This is a genomic window from Aquimarina litoralis (genome assembly GCF_019295435.1).
GTDB classification, from domain to species: domain Bacteria; phylum Bacteroidota; class Bacteroidia; order Flavobacteriales; family Flavobacteriaceae; genus Aquimarina; species Aquimarina litoralis_A.
On the sequence record NZ_WEKL01000016.1, the window covers coordinates 1 to 18,532 of the forward strand.

The 18,532-nt window shown below is 31.4% G+C and carries 18 protein-coding genes and 1 pseudogene; 16 read left to right on the top strand and 3 right to left on the bottom strand.

Annotated elements, in window-relative coordinates:
* The 7 genes and pseudogenes from GBO31_RS10270 to GBO31_RS10300 all read left to right on the top strand — a co-directional run.
* Nucleotides 1-228 (top strand): annotated as a pseudogene (locus GBO31_RS10270) (alpha/beta hydrolase); the annotation flags it as partial.
* A 13-nt stretch (nucleotides 229-241) separates the two neighbouring features.
* Nucleotides 242-1,882, top strand: a complete 1,641-nt coding sequence (locus GBO31_RS10275; RefSeq protein WP_219008252.1) for a M1 family metallopeptidase — start codon at nucleotides 242-244, stop codon at nucleotides 1,880-1,882.
* Between the two features lie 33 nt (nucleotides 1,883-1,915).
* Nucleotides 1,916-2,719, top strand: a complete 804-nt coding sequence (locus GBO31_RS10280; RefSeq protein ID WP_219008253.1) for an arginase family protein — start codon at nucleotides 1,916-1,918, stop codon at nucleotides 2,717-2,719.
* A gap of 30 nt (nucleotides 2,720-2,749) precedes the next feature.
* The gene (locus GBO31_RS10285) at nucleotides 2,750-3,211 is read left to right on the top strand and encodes a hypothetical protein (protein ID WP_219008254.1); all 462 of its coding nucleotides are present in this window, start codon (nucleotides 2,750-2,752) and stop codon (nucleotides 3,209-3,211) included.
* A 47-nt stretch (nucleotides 3,212-3,258) separates the two neighbouring features.
* On the top strand, nucleotides 3,259-3,552 hold the full coding sequence (locus GBO31_RS10290; RefSeq protein WP_219008255.1) for an ankyrin repeat domain-containing protein: 294 nt from the start codon (nucleotides 3,259-3,261) through the stop codon (nucleotides 3,550-3,552).
* Between the two features lie 121 nt (nucleotides 3,553-3,673).
* Nucleotides 3,674-3,841 carry a Lacal_2735 family protein gene (locus tag GBO31_RS10295; protein ID WP_219008256.1) on the top strand — a complete coding sequence of 56 codons (168 nt, stop codon included), beginning with the start codon at nucleotides 3,674-3,676 and terminating at the stop codon, nucleotides 3,839-3,841.
* A gap of 24 nt (nucleotides 3,842-3,865) precedes the next feature.
* Nucleotides 3,866-4,390, top strand: coding sequence for a CIA30 family protein (locus GBO31_RS10300; protein ID WP_219008257.1), 525 nt, complete (start codon nucleotides 3,866-3,868; stop codon nucleotides 4,388-4,390).
* A gap of 6 nt (nucleotides 4,391-4,396) precedes the next feature.
* Here GBO31_RS10300 and GBO31_RS10305 read toward each other — a convergent pair whose 3' ends face one another.
* Nucleotides 4,397-6,034 carry an ABC-F family ATP-binding cassette domain-containing protein gene (locus GBO31_RS10305; RefSeq protein WP_219008258.1) on the bottom strand — a complete coding sequence of 546 codons (1,638 nt, stop codon included), beginning with the start codon at nucleotides 6,032-6,034 and terminating at the stop codon, nucleotides 4,397-4,399.
* 262 nt (nucleotides 6,035-6,296) lie between these two features.
* On the opposite strand from GBO31_RS10305, the gene GBO31_RS10310 reads away from it, so the two are divergent.
* From GBO31_RS10310 to GBO31_RS10350, 9 genes are all read left to right on the top strand, one after another.
* Nucleotides 6,297-7,163, top strand: coding sequence for a hypothetical protein (locus tag GBO31_RS10310; protein WP_219008259.1), 867 nt, complete (start codon nucleotides 6,297-6,299; stop codon nucleotides 7,161-7,163).
* 107 nt (nucleotides 7,164-7,270) lie between these two features.
* Entirely contained in the window at nucleotides 7,271-7,855 is a 585-nt protein-coding gene (locus GBO31_RS10315; RefSeq protein WP_219008260.1) for a hypothetical protein, read from the top strand.
* Between the two features lie 2 nt (nucleotides 7,856-7,857).
* Complete coding sequence (locus GBO31_RS10320; protein ID WP_219008261.1) at nucleotides 7,858-8,553, top strand: DUF2490 domain-containing protein; 696 nt, start codon at nucleotides 7,858-7,860, stop codon at nucleotides 8,551-8,553.
* Nucleotides 8,554-8,557: 4 nt separating this feature from the next.
* The gene (locus GBO31_RS10325; protein WP_219008262.1) at nucleotides 8,558-9,136 is read left to right on the top strand and encodes a YdeI/OmpD-associated family protein; all 579 of its coding nucleotides are present in this window, start codon (nucleotides 8,558-8,560) and stop codon (nucleotides 9,134-9,136) included.
* A gap of 111 nt (nucleotides 9,137-9,247) precedes the next feature.
* Complete coding sequence (locus GBO31_RS10330; RefSeq protein ID WP_219008263.1) at nucleotides 9,248-9,709, top strand: DUF3291 domain-containing protein; 462 nt, start codon at nucleotides 9,248-9,250, stop codon at nucleotides 9,707-9,709.
* 11 nt (nucleotides 9,710-9,720) lie between these two features.
* Nucleotides 9,721-10,740: a pirin family protein gene (locus tag GBO31_RS10335; RefSeq protein WP_219008264.1), complete on the top strand. Its 1,020-nt coding sequence runs from the start codon at nucleotides 9,721-9,723 to the stop codon at nucleotides 10,738-10,740.
* Nucleotides 10,741-10,867: 127 nt separating this feature from the next.
* Nucleotides 10,868-12,952 carry a hybrid sensor histidine kinase/response regulator gene (locus GBO31_RS10340; protein WP_219008265.1) on the top strand — a complete coding sequence of 695 codons (2,085 nt, stop codon included), beginning with the start codon at nucleotides 10,868-10,870 and terminating at the stop codon, nucleotides 12,950-12,952.
* Between the two features lie 16 nt (nucleotides 12,953-12,968).
* Nucleotides 12,969-15,032 carry a response regulator gene (locus tag GBO31_RS10345; protein WP_219008266.1) on the top strand — a complete coding sequence of 688 codons (2,064 nt, stop codon included), beginning with the start codon at nucleotides 12,969-12,971 and terminating at the stop codon, nucleotides 15,030-15,032.
* A gap of 11 nt (nucleotides 15,033-15,043) precedes the next feature.
* A complete protein-coding gene (locus GBO31_RS10350) occupies nucleotides 15,044-15,865 on the top strand; it encodes a DUF1853 family protein (protein ID WP_219008267.1) in 822 nt (273 codons plus the stop codon).
* A gap of 8 nt (nucleotides 15,866-15,873) precedes the next feature.
* Here GBO31_RS10350 and GBO31_RS10355 read toward each other — a convergent pair whose 3' ends face one another.
* Nucleotides 15,874-17,337 carry a magnesium chelatase gene (locus tag GBO31_RS10355; protein WP_219008268.1) on the bottom strand — a complete coding sequence of 488 codons (1,464 nt, stop codon included), beginning with the start codon at nucleotides 17,335-17,337 and terminating at the stop codon, nucleotides 15,874-15,876.
* 34 nt (nucleotides 17,338-17,371) lie between these two features.
* Entirely contained in the window at nucleotides 17,372-18,502 is a 1,131-nt protein-coding gene (locus tag GBO31_RS10360; protein ID WP_219008269.1) for a vWA domain-containing protein, read from the bottom strand.
* Between the last annotated feature and the right edge of the window lie 30 nt (nucleotides 18,503-18,532).

Below are 18,532 nucleotides of genomic sequence, written 5' to 3' on the forward strand. Positions count from 1 at the left end.
CCTGCTACTCTTCCCGACCCAAAAACTCATAAAATATATTTTGATTTTGGAACTGAAGGATTAGATGCAGAATATGAACCTTTTCAAAAACAAGTAGATCAAATGATGAAAGAAAAAGGATATACCAAAGGCACTAATTGGGTTACTAAAAAGTTTGAAGGTGATGGGCATAATGAAAAAAGCTGGAATGAGCGCGTTCATATTCCAATTGAGTTTTTATTAAAATAGTTAAGCATTAAAAATGAATAAGTTTTTTTTTATTGGATTTCTTTTTAGTTCCTTATCCTCGATCATCGCGCAAACTTCCCTTTTTAATGAACATCAGAATTTTACAAGACAGGATACATTAAGAGGTTCTATTACTCCTGAAAGATCTTGGTGGGATCTTACCTACTATCATTTGGACATAACGGTAGATCCCGATGAAAAAACAATTAAAGGAAAAAATACAATTGTATATAAAGTTTTAGAAAATCAGCATATACTTCAAGTTGATCTTCAACCTCCAATGACCATAGAAAAAGTGGAACAAGATGGAAAAATACTAAAAGTTCGATCTGAAGAAAATGCTCATTTTATTGAGTTAAACAAAAAACAAGAAAAAGGAAGTCTTAATTCTATAATTGTTTATTATAGTGGTCACCCAAGAGAAGCAGTTAAAGCTCCTTGGGATGGTGGTATTTCTTGGAAAAAAGATACCAATGACAAACATTTTATAGCATCTTCTTGCCAAGGTTTAGGAGCTAGTGTTTGGTGGCCAAACAAAGATCATATGTACGATGAAGTAGATAGTATGCTAGTGAGTGTTACTGTTCCTAAAAACCTGATGAATATATCCAATGGAAGATTACGTAAAATTGAGGAAAGAAACCCAACTACAAAAACATATCATTGGTTTGTAGATAATCCTATCAATAATTATGGAGTCAATATTAATATAGGAGATTATGTTCATTTTGGAGAAAAATATACTGGAGAGAAAGGCGAATTAGATATGGATTATTATGTGCTAAGAGATAATCTCGAAGCTGCTAAGAAACAATTCAAAGATGCTCCAAAAATGATGAAAGCTTTCGAACATTGGTTTGGGCCATATCCATTTTATGAAGATAGTTTTAAATTGGTAGAAGCTCCCTATTTGGGAATGGAACATCAAAGTTCGGTAACCTATGGCAATCAATTTAAAAATGGATATTTGGGTAATGACCTATCAGGTACCGGTTGGGGTTTAAAATTTGATTTCATCATTATTCATGAATCTGGTCATGAATGGTTCGCTAATAACATCAYCAATAAAGATATTGCAGATATGTGGATACATGAAAGTTTTACAGCGTATTCCGAGAACCTATTTCTGGATTACTATTATGGTAAAGAAGCTGCAGCGGAGTATGTAATCGGAACAAGGAAAAGAATAAGAAATGACAAACCGATTATTGGTCATTATGATGTGAATAATGAAGGATCTGGTGATATGTATTATAAAGGTGCTAATATGTTACATACGCTCCGTCAACTGATTGAAGATGATGAAAAATGGCGATCTATCCTTCGAGGTCTAAATAAAGAATTTTATCATAAAACGGTAACTACAAAAGAAATTGAAGATTATGTTAGTCAAAAATCAAATATTGACTTAACTGCTTTCTTTAATCAATATTTACGTGATACAAGAATACCTACCTTAGAATATAGTCTAGATAAAAAAGGTTTAAAATATAGATACACCAATATTGTAAAGGATTTTGATATGCCAGTACGATTGAAAATTGATGGAACATATAAATGGATACAACCTAATTCTCAATGGCAAATCATGAAAATAAAAGGCGATAAAATTGATATCGATCCTAATTTTTATGTAGATACAAAATCAATCTAGTTCAAACAAAACTCAACATTAAAATTAAAACTCGTGAAGTTATATTTTCCACAATGGCAAGGATCAGGAACAGGTAAGATTATAGAGGATGGAGCCCGTACAATTTTAGAATACTTAAAAGATCCAGAATTTATTAATGTTCCTCTATCTGAAATTAAAGCAGGTTCAAATGGAGAAAAGAAACACAACATTAATAACTATGACGCAATTTTTGAGCAATTAGCTAGGCTTCAAAAGAAAATAGAAGAAGAGCAACCAAAAAAAATTACAACAATTGGTGGGGATTGTGGTTTAGAGATTATTCCTGTTTCATATCTTAATCAAAAATATCCTAATCTTGGAGTTATCTGGTTCGATGCCCATGCTGATATTAATACTCCAAATGATTCTCCTAGCTGTAATTTTCATGGTATGCCCTTACGTACTCTTTTAGGTGAAGGTTCAAAACATATGGACCCATTACTTTTTTCTACCATTGATGCCTCACAAATTCATTATATTGGTGTTCGTGATATTGATGATGGAGAACAAACAAGGATTCAAAATGGAAACATTTATGCTCCAAAAAAAGTAGATATCCAAGAGCTTATTACTCTTTTAAAATCAAAAGAGATTACGAATCTCTATCTACATTTTGATTTTGATTGCTTGGAACCAGATGATTATGACAAAACTTATTATCAGGTATCTGAAGGTGTAAAAATTCTCGAAGCAGAAATGTATATCGAAGCATTACAAGAAAACTTCAATATTGTAGGTAGTAGTGTTTTAGAATCTACTACCGTAGAAATTTCAGAACTAACCCCAATAAAAAAAATTATTCATTCATTAGTTTAGTATCTTTTCATTTCTATATACAATTGAAAAATGGAAGTCATTATTACAAAAGGTAAAAAAAGAAATATTCTCACATGTAAAAGAGAAGATGGGACTTCGACGAGTATAAACTTAGGTCCTGATATTCCTAATCATGATATTGCTCATTATATTGTAGAAAAACAATTTAATTTGCAAAATGGTTTTTATGGGAAAATCAAATCTGGAATGACGATCGATGAATTATCAAATAAAGAAATCATAAAAACCTTGGGTTCCGAAACATGGTTGTCTGAAATCATGGCAAGAAATTTACAATCTATTGGTTCGGGAGCAGCAAAAACAGAACAGTTTATTGAATTGATCAACTGGGAAGCGCAAACCATAGATGGAATTCAAGTACCTGCTATGAGTTTAGAAGAAATTAGAAAAATGAAAATGGATTTTGATCAACTGTGTAATGAATGGGATTTAATACCTGAAAATGGAGAACTAAAACTACTATTTACATAAAAACACAACATATATAAAAACATATTTCATCTAAAAGCTTATACCATATGTCAGGAGGAAATTGGAAAGATATGCTACTAGCATCACAAACAGGAGATTTTGAACTCGTAAAATACTATATCAAAAATGGTATTGATATCAATTATCAACATCCTGAAGCAATGACTACACCTTTGATTGAAAGTATAAGATTTGGAAACCTTGAAATTGCAAAATTTCTTTTGGAAAATGGAGCTGATCTTCATGCTAAAGAAGGTTTTAGTGGGGAAACAGCGATGTCCGTTGCAACAGATAAGGGTAATAAAAAAGCATTAGTTTTATTGAATAGCTATCTTAAATAATACTATTTTACTAGTATATATTATCTAGAATCTATATAAAGACTCTTATAAAAAAGTTATTTAAGATAACTTTCTCATCTGTTTAAACCATTACCGTTTATCTTTAAATAAAACAAAAACTATGTTTACTTTATTTAAGAAAAAAACGGAGAGAGAACGTTTACAAAAAAAATACAAAACGTTAATGGAAGAGTCTTACAAGTTATCACATACTAATCGTAAGGCAAGTGATGAGAAACAAGCTGAAGCTGCTGATGTCCTAAAAAAAATTGAACAACTCCCAGAATAATAACAAAGTGCTGATTAATAAAAAATGTACTTATCTTATTTTTTTATTGTATTGACAACTTCTTTTCTTATCATTTTCGATTTTAATAACACCAGTGATTTATCTAATTGGAATGTGATAAACGATGGTGTTATGGGTGGTTTGTCCCAAGGAAAGTTAACACTTAACAGTGACGGTAATGTTATATTTTCGGGTACTGTTTCTTTAGAAAACAATGGTGGATTCTCTTTAGTACGTTATCGCTTTCCTTCTAAATCGGTAAAAGGATATACGAAAGCATTGATAACGCTAAAAGGTGATGGAAAGAAATATCAATTTAGAGTAAAATCAAAAGCACAAGATCCTCATTCCTATATCTCACATTTTGTCACCTCAGGAGATTGGCAAACTATTGAAATATCATTACCTGACATGTATCCTGCTTTTAGAGGAAGACAACTTAATATGCAAAAATATCCATGCTTAAATATGCAAGAAATTGCGTTCTTAATCGGAAATAAAAAACAAGAGAATTTCAGATTAGAAATAGATAAAATTATTTTAAAATAAGCGTGACTAATTCTTTAAATGAATTTCTCTAAGATTTTCCATTCTATTCCTTTCTAAGAAAGCATCTATTGTTTCAAAGTGTTCAATTACTCTTTTATCTTTAAATTCAAACACTTTGTTGGATAAACCTGTCAGAAAATCTCTATCATGTGATACTAATATCAAAGTACCATCAAAAGACAAGAGTGCTTCTTTTAATACATCCTTAGATCGAATGTCCAGATGATTCGTAGGCTCATCCAAAATCAACACATTTACAGGTTCTAAAAGTAACTTCACCATTGCCAATCTAGTTCTTTCTCCACCAGAAAGTACACCTACCTTTTTATCAATATGATCACCGCTAAACATAAATTGTCCCAGAATATTCTTTATTTGCGTGCGAACATCTCCTTTCGCAACCTCATCAACGGTTTGAAAAACAGTAAGGTTTGGATCCAATAATGCAGCTTGGTTTTGGGCAAAATATCCTACTTTAGCATTATGTCCTAAAGCGCATTCTCCTTCAAAATCAATTTCTCCCATAATAGCTTTGATCATGGTAGATTTTCCTTCTCCATTTCTACCCACAAAAGATACTTTTTCTCCTCTTGCTATAGACATGCTTGCTTCTCTAAAAACAATATGATCCCCATACTTTTTTGATAGATCTTTAGCTATCACTGGATAATCACCAGAACGCGCAGATGGCGGAAACCTAAGTTTTAACGCAGAAGTGTCGACTTCATCAATTTCTATAAGCTCCAATTTCTCCAACATTCGCTCCCTAGAATTTACTTGATTAGTTTTGGAATATGTTCCTTTAAACCTTTCTATAAATTGTTTGGTATCTGCGATAAACTTTTGTTGTTCCTGATATGCTTTTATCTGATGTGATCTTCGCTCCTCTCGTAATTGTAAATAATGGGTGTAATTTGCCTTATAATCATAAATTCTACCCATTGTTACCTCTACAGTTCTATTGGTAATATTATCAATAAAAGCCTTATCATGAGAAATTACAATGACCGCTTTGGCCTTATTGATTAAAAAGTCTTCTAGCCATATTACAGATTCTATATCCACATGATTCGTAGGCTCATCCAATAATATTAAATCTGGTTTTTGTAATAAAATCTTAGCCAATTCAATTCGCATTCTCCATCCACCACTAAACTCACTTGTAGGTCTCGTAAAATCTTCTCTTTTAAAACCTAATCCTTGTAATGCTTTTTCTACTTCTGCATCATAATTAATTTCTTCAATTGCATAAAATTTCTCTCCTAGATCCGTTACTTTTTGAATAATTCCCATATACTCTTCAGAATCATAATCTGTTCGAGTTTCCAATTCTTTGTTTAACCGATCCATCTCTCGTTGCATTTCATGAATTTCATGAAAGGCTTTGGAGGCTTCTTCAAAAACAGTACAATCATCATCTGTAAGTAAATGCTGAGGTAAATATGCAATTACAGTTTCTTTGGGGCAGCGAACACTACCACGTGTTGCTTTTTGAGCTCCAGCGATAATCTTCATCATTGTAGATTTCCCAGCTCCATTTTTCCCCATAAGGGCAATCTTATCGTTCTCATTAATAACAAAAGAAACGTTACTAAATAAGGTTTCTCCGCTAAATTCTACAGCAAGTCCATCTACAGAAATCATATGTTTTCATTTTTAAAAGTGCAAAACTATAAAAAAGGATGAGATCAACTAAAATCATAGTCTTAGAATTTCTAATATCTTGCTTAAATCATACTTCTTCCAACTTTTTTAGGGAAAACAACCCTTTTAAAATCCGTCATACACCTGATTCAAAATAGTTTTTCACTTATTGATTAACAGACACTTACACTATAATTTTGTTTTCAAATGATGCTTCCGGAACATCTTAATCAATTATTTAAATACTTTTAAAACTTAAACAATGAAAACAACAATTTTTAAAACCTTTGCTTTTGCAGGAATAATAGGTATTTCACTTTTATCATGTGAAAACAAGGAAGAAGAATTATACGATGATGAAGTACAGGAGATTCAAGAAACTCCTACTGAAAATGCTAAATATGTTGATATATTAGATCAAACTTCTTTTGAAGTTGCTAAAATTCAGAAAGATGGTCATGAATATCATTTTATTGCTGTAGGTGATGATGATGAAATGATCGTAGCAGAAACCTTATATGGTGACGCAGCTAAAAACACTGAAGAAAGTCTTCACAGTATTGACCAATCACCATTTAATCTATTCATTTCATTAACTAATACTTCTATTTCTGTTCCTGATAGAATTGCAAAGACCGCACAACAATCAGAACTAGTAACATCTGGAAGAAAAGTTGACAATAGTAGTTCATTACTTGAAATTAACGATCCTGAATATTTGAATATCAACCAAAAATCATGTTATGATATTGGGGCCACTAACTTTATGAATTCTTATTGCGGAGGAGTTCCTGTAACTTCTACGCCTACAGATATTAGATTTTGTGATAACGGATTATGGAACTCATTAACACGTAGTTCTTATTATGGAGGTGATTGGAAAGAATTAGATGATACTTATACACGTACCAATGTGGTTTGTGGTTTAACTAGATTACAATTCTACGCATGGGAAAATACTGCTTCCTGGCCTTTTAGTGACTGGAAATGGGTTCTAAAATATCAAGTAGATTTGCCAAATGGATATTGGTATTACTATTACTATACTTCTACGAATACAGAAAGACAAGTAAAACGTACAAGACCATATAATACTGGAAACTTTAGAGCCTATACCAGATTCTATTAAAAAACGGATTACACAAAAAATTCAACCCATACTATTGCAATTATAGTATGGGTTATTTTATAAAACTTCTCATTTTTTTGTACATTCCATAAAAGAAGACAAAGAATATGTTTCATCGATATATACTTATTTTGACATGTTGTTTTTCAGTTACTTCCACCCTATCGGGATATGCTCAAAATAAAGTTGAAAAAGAGTATAGAATAAAAAAAACTGAAGTCCCAAAGAATGCCCTGGATTTTATTAATAAATGTTCTTTCAAAAAGAAAATCAAATGGTATGCTGAAGAAAGTCAAGATGGTAAAAGTATAGAAGCTAAAACCTATCACCAAAACAGAAAATATAGTATCGAATTTGATAGTTCAGGAAAACCTGAAGATGTTGAAATAAAAATACCTTTTTCAACCATCCCTAATGATCTACAAAATAGAATCCAATCTTCATTAGATAGTATTTTCGTAAAATCAAAAATCAAGAAAATTCAGAAACAATGGATCAGTGATCGATCTACACTAATTTCTTTAATAAAACGAGAAACTACTCGGAATAAACATACCACCAATTATGAATTAATCATAAAAGGCAAAAAAGAAAAACATTCGGATTATTATGAATTACTGTATTCTGATAAGGGAGTTTTATTACAAATGTTACGAATTGTTAGTGCTAACACAGATAATCTGATCTATTAACGATGAACTTTAAGTCTGTTATAGTTACTTTTTTCTGTTGCTTGTTATATCATTATAATCATGCCCAAGTATCATTTACTACTGGACTATTACCTAAAATCGTAATCTCTCATAAATTATCAGATCGTATTAAATTAATTCATAGCGTAGAATCACGTCAGCAATTATGGGAACTTGAACCTTCTGAAGATTTTTCTTATGATTATTTGCTTACAGATTTCACAAATATTCTCTCCTACAAATTATCTTCTGATCACGTATTTAATATTGGGTATTTATTACGAGTTGAAAAAGATCAACTTGTGCATCGTTCTATATTTCAATATTCAATAGCACAACAATTAGAAACAATAAGAATAGCGCATCGTTTTGTAACTGATCAGACCTTTAGTTCTATAGAATCTGCAGAATTCAGATTACGATATCGATTTACAATAGAAATACCGTTTAACGGTTATAGAGTTGACCCAAAAGAGTTTTATTTGAAAGTTAACAACGAATATCTTGGATCTTATCAGGATAATAACTCAGATCTAGAATTACGACTCATTCCTTTAGTGGGTTATGAAGTAAATGATAAAAGTAAAATCGAAATTGGTCCTGATTATAGAATAAGTCAATTCTTAAAATCATCAACTAAAAATAGATTGTGGTTCAGTATAAATTACTATTATGCTTTTGCCCACAAAAAACTATAAGCATATGGATTCAAAACCCGAATTATATTTTAAAAACGATAAAGAATGGAGACGTTGGTTACATAAAAACCATGCAGATAGTGACGGAGTTTATTTGATTTTTTATAAAGTAGAAAGTAATCATCCAAGTATGCGCTGGGAAGAAGCTGTAAAAGTTGCTCTTTGTTATGGCTGGATTGACTCAACGGTTAAAAAAATTGACGATGAAAAACGAAGGCAATATTTCTGTCCTAGAAAACCCAAAAGTGTTTGGAGTAAACTCAACAAAACTTATATCGTTGATCTAATTAAAAACAATTTGATGCAGGAAAGTGGGTTAAAATCTATAGAAATTGCTAAACAAAATGGATCTTGGATCGCTCTTGATGATGTAGAAAATGGTATTATTCCTGAAGATCTGAAAAGAGCATTTCAGAAATCTCCAATAGCATTTAAAAACTATGAAAACTTTGCCAAAAGTTATCGAAAAAACTATTTGTATTGGTTAAATCAAGCAAAAAGACAAGAAACCAGAGACAAAAGAATAAAAGAAATTATAAGACTTTGTAAAGCGAATACAAAAGCCAGAGATCAAGGGAGATAAATACAAAAAAAAGAATAATCCATAAACTCTAAAATTGATATTCTTACTTAACAACTCTTTAAGACATTTTGATTTCTTTATCCTTATTTTAGATTTAAAACAACCACACACATGCAACTAGCACAAGTAAATATTGCGGAGATGTTAGCTCCTATCGATGATCCAATAATGGCTGATTTTGTGAACAATTTAGATAGAATTAATGAGTTAGCCGAAAAGAGTGATGGATTCATTTGGCGATTAAAAGGTGACGAGGGGAATGCAACCGCAATTACTGTTTTTGACAATCTGTTCTTAATAATTAATATGTCTGTTTGGAACAGCATGAAAGATCTTTTTAATTTCACTTATAATTCTGCACATGTAGAAATTTTAAAACGTAAGAAAGAATGGTTTCATAAAATGCCTAGGATGCATATGGCATTTTGGTATGTTGAGGATGGACATGAACCAAGTCCTTCAGAAGCTAAAGAAAGATTATATTATTTACAAGAACATGGCGAAACACCTTATGCTTTTTCTTTTAAAAGTAAATTTACACCAGAAGATGCTATCAACTATCAAAAGCTATAACATATAAGTCTATGTCAGCAATTATTAATGTTATTCCATTAGGATTTACTTGGGAAACTCAAGATCCATTTCTATTTTGTGCGTATCATGAAGATCTGTACCCAAAAGGAAATTCTAAGTTAGGACCAGACGCTTCTTTGGCAGGTCGAAATATTGGACAAGATTTTCAAGGCAAAGATGGATGGAATATGTATCACGGTAATACGGTTCCAGGTTTTCCCGCTCATCCGCATCGCGGATTTGAGACCGTTACGATTGTACAAAAAGGATTAGTGGACCATTCCGATTCTCTAGGTGCTGCAGGACGCTTTGGAAATGGAGATGTACAATGGATGACTGCAGGAAAAGGTGTACAACATTCTGAAATGTTTCCACTTCTCAATACTGAAAAGGAAAATCCATTCCTATTATTTCAAATTTGGTTAAATCTACCTAGAGCTAAAAAAATGGTAGCTCCACATTTTAAAATGTTATGGCATGAGGAAATACCCAAAATCAATATTGTAGATGCAAATAATCACAATACTGAAATCACCTTAATTGCAGGGAATATAAATGATGCAAAAGCAGTTGATCCCGCTCCAAATTCTTGGGCTAATGATGTAGATAATGAAATTGCCATTTGGACTATAAAAATGGCCCCAAATGCTAGCTTTACCTTTCCAAAAGCCTCTAAAGAAACGAATCGTTCCCTCTTCTTTTTTAAAGGAAATGAGATCCAAACCGAGGAAGGTAAAATACCTGTTAACCATGAACTTCGTGTGTTTGCTGACAAAGAATTAACGATTTCTAACGGTAATATCGAAGCACATTTTTTATTTCTACAAGGAAAACCTATAAATGAAACTGTTGTTAAACACGGACCATTTGTAATGAATAGTCAGCTTGAAATAAGAGAAGCGATTTTAGAATATCAACAAACCGAATTCGGCGGTTGGCCATGGCCTAGTCATGATCATGTACATGAAAAATCTAAAGCACGCTTTGCATTATACCCTGATGGTACAGAAATTATAAAAGGCTCTTCATAAGCCTTTATATAATGCAATAATATAGGATATTCATAGTTTTCGGAAAATTCTCCTTTCAAAACTATGATTAAAGTACTATCTTTATTAATGGAATCAAAAAAGTTAAGTATTTAAATCATGAATGCATATGCAAAAAAAAATACTTCGTTTACTTCCATTACTCCCTCTACTATTCTTGATACATTCTTGTTCAAACTCCTCATTACTAAATGAGAAGGAAAAAGAATGGTTAGCACAAAACGATAGTATAACAGTTGCTATATATCCGTATTATCCTCCCTATCAATTTATAAATGAGCAAAATCAAATTGATGGAATTTTTATAGAATATCTGGAACTTTTAGAAAAAAAAATCAATTATAAATTCAAAAAGAAAAGATATGATCATTGGCCTGAATTGTTAGAAGGTGTAAGACAAAATGATGCACAGTTTATACTAGAAATACAAGAATCTGAGGAAAAAGAATCTTATTTAAAGTTTTATGAAGCTTTATTTGAATCTCAAAATGTGATTATTACCCGAAAAGATGCCAATTTTGGAGATAATCTCGAAAGTCTTTCGGATAAAAGCATTGTGCTTCCGCAAGGTTATGCAATTACTCAAAATCTAAAAAAACGGTATCCAAATTATAGTATAGCCACGCTTTATGATGAACTGACCTGTCTCACTAAAATAAATTCTGGAGAATATGATGTTACGATTGGACCTAAGGCAGTAGCAAACTATTACATTCGATCAAAAAAACTGGATAACTTAATCGTAAAATCTGGAACTGATTTGTATTACACTCCTGGAGTTGCCATCAACAAGAGTAATACTATTTTGGATAAAATTATTTCTAAAACTATCTCGAACATTACAAAGGAAGAAAAACAATCTATTGTAAGTAATTGGTTTTATACAACTGTTACTCCTTTTTACCGAACCTCTAAATTTTGGACAATCATTTCTTTGGTTGCACTATTATCTTTCATTTTTGGAATATCATTTAATTCTTATTTAAAATATAAAATCGAACAGCGAACAGAAGAATTAATTATTGCCAAAGATATAGCAGAAGAAAGCGATCGATTGAAAACCAACTTTATCTATAATATCCCTCAAGAAATCAGAACACCAATGAATGGTATTATAGGTTTATCAGAATTTTTAAATGATGAAAACCTCAGTAGCGAGGATAGACAGAAATACACTCAAATGATTATTGGAAGTAGTAAGGAATTGTTATCTATTATCGATAATATTCTAGAGATTTCTCAATTGCAAACTAAAAGATTTACTATCAAATTAATTGAAGTAAACCTTCAAAATGTATTCAAAAATATTATCGCTAATCACCAAATAAAAGCAGATGAAAAAAATGTCGAATTTTCCATTGAAAATAACTTAAATGACTCTGAAAATATTGTTTTGATGGATCGACCTAAATTGAACAAAATTTTGAACGTTCTTGTAGACAATGCTGTAAAGTATACGGATAATGGTTCTATCAAACTTTCTTGTAATATCGAAGGAGATTTTCTAAAATTTGAAGTCATAGATACTGGTATAGGTATTAGTGAAACCTCGAAAAACAAAATAAAAGAAAGTCTTCATTTACATCCGAATACAGAAAAAACTATTGGTGATTACAGCGGAATGGGATTAGGTCTTACCATTGCTAAAAAAAATGCCGATTTTATTGGCGGGAAATTAACTTTTACCACTAAAGAGAATGAAGGTACCACTTTTATACTAAAAGTACCTTATAACCCTTTAAAAAGAACCACATCTAAAAACGATACAAAAAAATTAAAATCTACTTCCAAAGAAGAAAAAAACATCATTCTAATTGCTGAAGACGGAGAAACTAACTTCCTGTTTTTAAAGACTATTCTTACTAAAATGAATGATTATGATTTTACTATTTACAGAGCTAAGAATGGTCAAGAAGCAGTAACCATATGCCAAGAAAATAAAAACATTGATTTAGTATTGATGGACATCAAAATGCCAATAATGGATGGGTATGATGCTACTTCCTATATTAAAAAAATGAGACCTGATCTACCAATAATTGCTCAGACAGCCTTTTCTATTGAAGAAGATGTACAAAAAGCACTAGATGCGGGTTGTGATGATTTTGTATCCAAACCGGTAGATAGAAAAATATTGGCTCCTATACTAAATAAGTACTTCACTGTTCTTAAAAAAAGAAATAAAGCTTCCTAATATCTAATATGAATCTATGCAAAATAAGATCACACATATTATAATTTTAGTATGCCTAATTATTGGCTGCTCGGCTTGCAAAAACGAAACCATACTAAGTACATCTGAAAAAAAATGGCTAAAAGAACAAGAGGCTATCAAAGTAGCAATATACCCTTATTATCCGCCGTATCAGTTCATCAATAAAAATGATAGTATCGATGGTATTTTAGTAGATCATTTTGGCCTAATCGAAAACAAAATCAATTATAAATTTGAAAAAGTATACTACACAGATTGGAGTTTGTTATTAGATGATATAAAAAATAAAAAGATTGATGTTATCCTCGAAATGCAGGAAACTCAAGGAAGGTCTGAGTATCTAAATTTCTACACGAAGTTTTTTGAGACCCCATTTGTATTAGTAACCAGAAAGGGAATTGATAGCACATTAACGTTCTCCGATTTCATGGATAAAAAAATAGCAGTTCCATTTGGATTTTCTATCGATGACTACCTAAAAGAAAATTATCCCACATTAAAAATCAATAATTTTCAGGATGATATTTCTTCTTTACGAAGTGTTCAAAGAGGAGAATCTGATGTTTTCATTGGTGGCAAAACTGTAGTTAATTATTTGATTAAATCAGAAGGACTTAATGATCTTATGGTTATTGATCAAATCAATCATAATTATATTCCCAGTATAGCTGTTCGTAAAGATTTAGAAATCCTAAATGATATTATTGAAAAAGCTACTAAAAACATTTCTAATCAAGAAAAGCAAGCTATATTAGATAATTGGCTATTTGATATCGTAAAACCATTCTACAAAAAGCCTAAATTTTGGGTGATTTTTGCTTTAATATTTTTATCTGCATTGCTTGGTATTGTATCCATATATTTTTATTTAAAATTTAAAATCAAACAAAAAACCAAAGAACTTCAAATTGCTAAAGATAATGCGGAAGAAAGTAACCGAATAAAAACAAATTTCATTCAAAACATATCACATGAAATTAGAACTCCTATGAATGGAATTATGGGATTTTCTGAATTATTAAAATCAGATTCTTTAACAGAAGAGGAGCGACAAGAGTATACGGATATTATTATAAAAAGTGGTAAAGATCTAATTACATCAGTCGACAACATTTTAGAAATCTCTGTGTTAGAGACAAAACAAAGCAAAGTAAAATTCTCAAAGACAAATTTACAAGAGGTATTACAGCGTCTACTAGATGAATATACTTCTCGAGCTCAAGAAAAAAATCTTGATTTACATTTCAAAAATGAAATTACGGAAGAACAAAATATGATCATTACAGATCAGCCTAAACTCCACAAAATACTAAGTAACCTAATCGATAATAGCATCAAATTTACCAATACTGGTTCCGTAACAATATTTTCTTATATTGTAGAAAATTTTGTTAATGTATCCATAAAAGATACAGGAATCGGAATTAAACAAAAAGATCAGGATATTATTTTTAAAAGTTTCTCGCAATCTGAAAAAGAAATTTCTAAAAATTTTGGAGGTCTTGGTTTAGGTCTGGCAATTGCAAAAGAATATACTGATTTAATTGGAGGAGAAATTTCATTCATAAGCCAAGAAAATGAAGGTAGCTCCTTTTTATTAAAAATACCATACACCCCAAATTCAATGCTAAATAACCCTGAAACTCTAACTGCTAATCAAGAAGAAAAAAACTTACAAAAACATGTAGTACTTATCGCAGAAGATGGAGAAATAAATTTCCTATTCTTAAGAACAGTTTTAACGAAAATGATAGATTTTGAATTTGTCATTTATCGAGCAAAAAATGGTAAAGAAGCTGTAGAAATATGCGAGCAAAATGATAAAATCGATTTGGTACTTATGGATATCAAAATGCCTATCATGGATGGTTATGATGCTACCAAGCAAATTAAACAAATTAGGCCAGAATTACCTGTAGTTGCACAAACTGCTTATTCAACCGAAGAAGATATCGAAAGAGCTCTAGCTGCTGGATGCGATGATTTTGTTGCGAAACCAGTAGATCGAAAAATACTAAGACCTATCTTGGATAAGTATATTTCTATTTTTAAGAAATAGTACTATCAATTATGGCTATTCATGATCAATATCTTGGATTTCTAGATAGTAAACTGTTATGGAAAAATGACACGCTTTTTGAATTACCCCAATTTGATCTAAAAAAAACTGAATATAATCCTTCACTACCAATAAATGTAGCTATTCATGATAACGAAGTATTAGGAAAAAGAATCGAATATTTCTATGAGTACTATATCAACTCATGTACGGACTATAGCGTTGTTGTAAAAAACCTTCAGATATTTAAAGATAAAATCACTATCGGCGAATTAGATTTTATTGTTGAGAATATCAAACAAAATCAATTATTACACATAGAACTAATCTATAAATTTTATATCTACATTCCCAAAAAAGGAGACAATGAGTTAGAAAGATGGATTGGCCCTAATAAAAAGGATAATCTGTTAGAAAAAGTAGCTAAACTAAAGAATAAACAGTTACCACTACTCTATCGCCCTGAGACTATTGAAAAGTTAAAAGAACTTGGCATCTCTGCCGAAAACATATCACAAAAAGTTAGCTTTTTTGCTCAACTTTTTGTTCCCTTGTCTTATCAAAACAACATAATTCCGAAAATTAATAATGATTGTATTTCAGGTTTTTGGATACATAAAAGCGAATTCATTTTAGATGAATATGATCAGTATCAATATTTCATTCCTCAAAAAAAAGATTGGATAACTGCTCCAAGACATCATAGAATTTGGCATTCTTATCAGGAAATTTTAGAACAATTAGAAATACATCTCATCAAAAAAAAGTCTCCATTGGTTTGGATCAAACACAATGAAGACTCTTTTACCAAATGTTTTATAGTATGTTGGTAATAATACTGTTACAGATCATTAATATAGCTGCCATATAGATCCCTAAATCTAAATCCTTCTGATAATCTATATTTACTTAGTTTTTTATACTCTACTAATCCCCACAACAAAAATTCTTTCATAAAATAGCTATCTTTTTTATTGATATCTTCTTGATATTTATTCATAAGATCATTTAGTGGTTTTATAGCATCTAATTTACTGGTGTATTCTGACTCAGGTATATCATCTAAAAGTTCAAAACCACTCTCTTCAAAGAACCAGTCTATTAATTCTTGATACGGACTTCTTTCACTCTCTTTTTCAAGACGTTCAATTTTTGGAAAGTAATCTGGAAAAAGTGTTTTTATAGCATCAGAAATTAACGTATGTGCTACAGCCGCTGCTCCTTCTTGTTCTCCTTCATACACTAATTCTACCTTACCAGTTATTGCCGGAACTACTCCCATAAAATCACTAAGCCTTAATAAAGTCTCATTATCTCCAGATTTAAGCGCTCTATATTCTGCAGTACTTAATAAATTCTCAAAAGCCGTAATACTCATTCTTGCACTAACACCACTTTTGGCATCAATAAACTCACTTTCTCGAGCTTGAAAACTAATTTGTTCTAGTAAATCTTTAGCCAGTTCAGGAACATGTACTAAATCACTTTGTCTAGAATCTAATTTTGCCTCTTGTTGTGTGATTGTTTTAGCAATTTCAACAGTTTCTGGATAATGTGTAAGAATTTGAGATCCAATTCTATCTTTTAAAGGCGTAACAATACTTCCACGATTTGTATAATCTTCTGGATTTGCTGTGAATACAAATTGCATATCCAGTGGAAGGCGTAATTTAAAACCTCTAATCTGAATATCACCTTCTTGTAAAATATTAAACAGTGCTACTTGAATACGCGCTTGCAAATCAGGTAATTCGTTAATAACAAATATACATCGATTTGCTCTTGGAATCATCCCAAAATGTATCACTCTATCATCCGCATAACTTAACTTTAGATTAGCAGCTTTAATAGGGTCAACATCTCCAATAATATCTGCCACTGTTACATCTGGTGTGGCAAGTTTTTCAGCAAAACGTTCATCTCTATGTATCCAAGCAATTGGTGTATCATCGCCTTTTTCTTGGATAAGATTTAATGCATATCTAGAAATAGGTTGAAGAGGATCGTCATTAATTTCTGATCCTTCAACAATTGGAATCCATTCATCTAACAAGTTTACCATTTGCCTTGCTAAACGAGTTTTTGCCTGCCCTCGTAATCCTAACAAGTTAATATTATGTCGAGATAAAATCGCTCTTTCCAATTCTGGGATCACAGTGTTTTCATATCCATGAATCCCTGTAAAGGTCTCCTGATCTGCGCTAATTTTTTCTCTAAGGTTATCTCTTAATTCGTCTTTTATACTTTTACTTTTATATCCTGATGCTTTTAACTGTTCTAAAGTTTTTATGCTTTTAATGTCCATATTTTCTTTTTCAGAAGTATTGTAAACTCTAATTTTATCCTTTAATTCTTTTTGTTCTATTAGTTTCGTAGTCCTCGAAAATCATTTCTCCCAAACCTTTTAATCCTGTATAAAAGGCTTTTCCCTGATTAGCATATGTAAATTCTCTTACAAACTGCATCAAGTAAGGATCTTGTGCGATCATAAAGGTAGTAATCGGTATGTGTAATTTTCTCGCTTGTTGTGCCATCACGTAGCATTTATTAACAATATTGCGATCTAAACCATTACTATTTTTATAGTATTGACCATCTGGGAGCTTAAGACAACTAGGTTTACCATCTGTAATCATAAAGATTTGTTTATTGGTATTCCGTTTTCTTCTTAGCATATCCATAGCTAACTGAAGTCCAGCAACTGTGTTGGTATGATATGGTCCTACTTGAAGGTATGGTAAATCTTTAATTGCAATTGGCCAGGCATCATTTCCGAATACAAGAATATCGAGCGTATCTTTCGGATATCTTGTTGTGATAAGTTCTGCCAAAGCCATAGCAACTTTTTTTGCTGGAGTGATTCGATCTTCTCCATACAAAATCATACTATGACTAATATCGATCATAAGTACAGTACTCATTTGAGCTTTGTACTGCGTCTCCTCTACTACAAGATCATCTTCCGTAAGGTGAAGATCTCCAATTCCATGATTGATCTGCGCATTTTTTAAACTTTCGGTTATCGATATTCGCTCTAAAGCGTCTCCATATTGATAGTTTCTATATTCTCCTGCGTGTTCATCTCCTCTTCCAGTGTATTTTGTTCGATGATTTCCTGATCCGCTACGTTTTAGGTTTCCAAAAATCTGATCCAAAGCTCTTTTGCGAATAGCGCGTTCCGTTTTGGCAGTGATAGACATTTCACCTTTACCATCAGGTTTAATCTCTTCCCGGATATATCCTTTTTTCTTAAGATCTTCCACAAAATCATCTAAAGTATAATCTTCACTCGTGAGTTGATATTCCTTATCTAATTCACGCATCCAATCCAGTGCCTCATCAAGGTCACCAGAAGTATGTGTTATAATTTCCTGGAAAATATCAAAGAGTTTTTCGAATGGAGATTGTTCCGGAGCTTCGTAATGCTTAAAAGCAAAACCTTTTTTAAAAATTCCGTTTTTCTTTTTCATTATATAAATTTAGTACATTTTGTAAAAGAT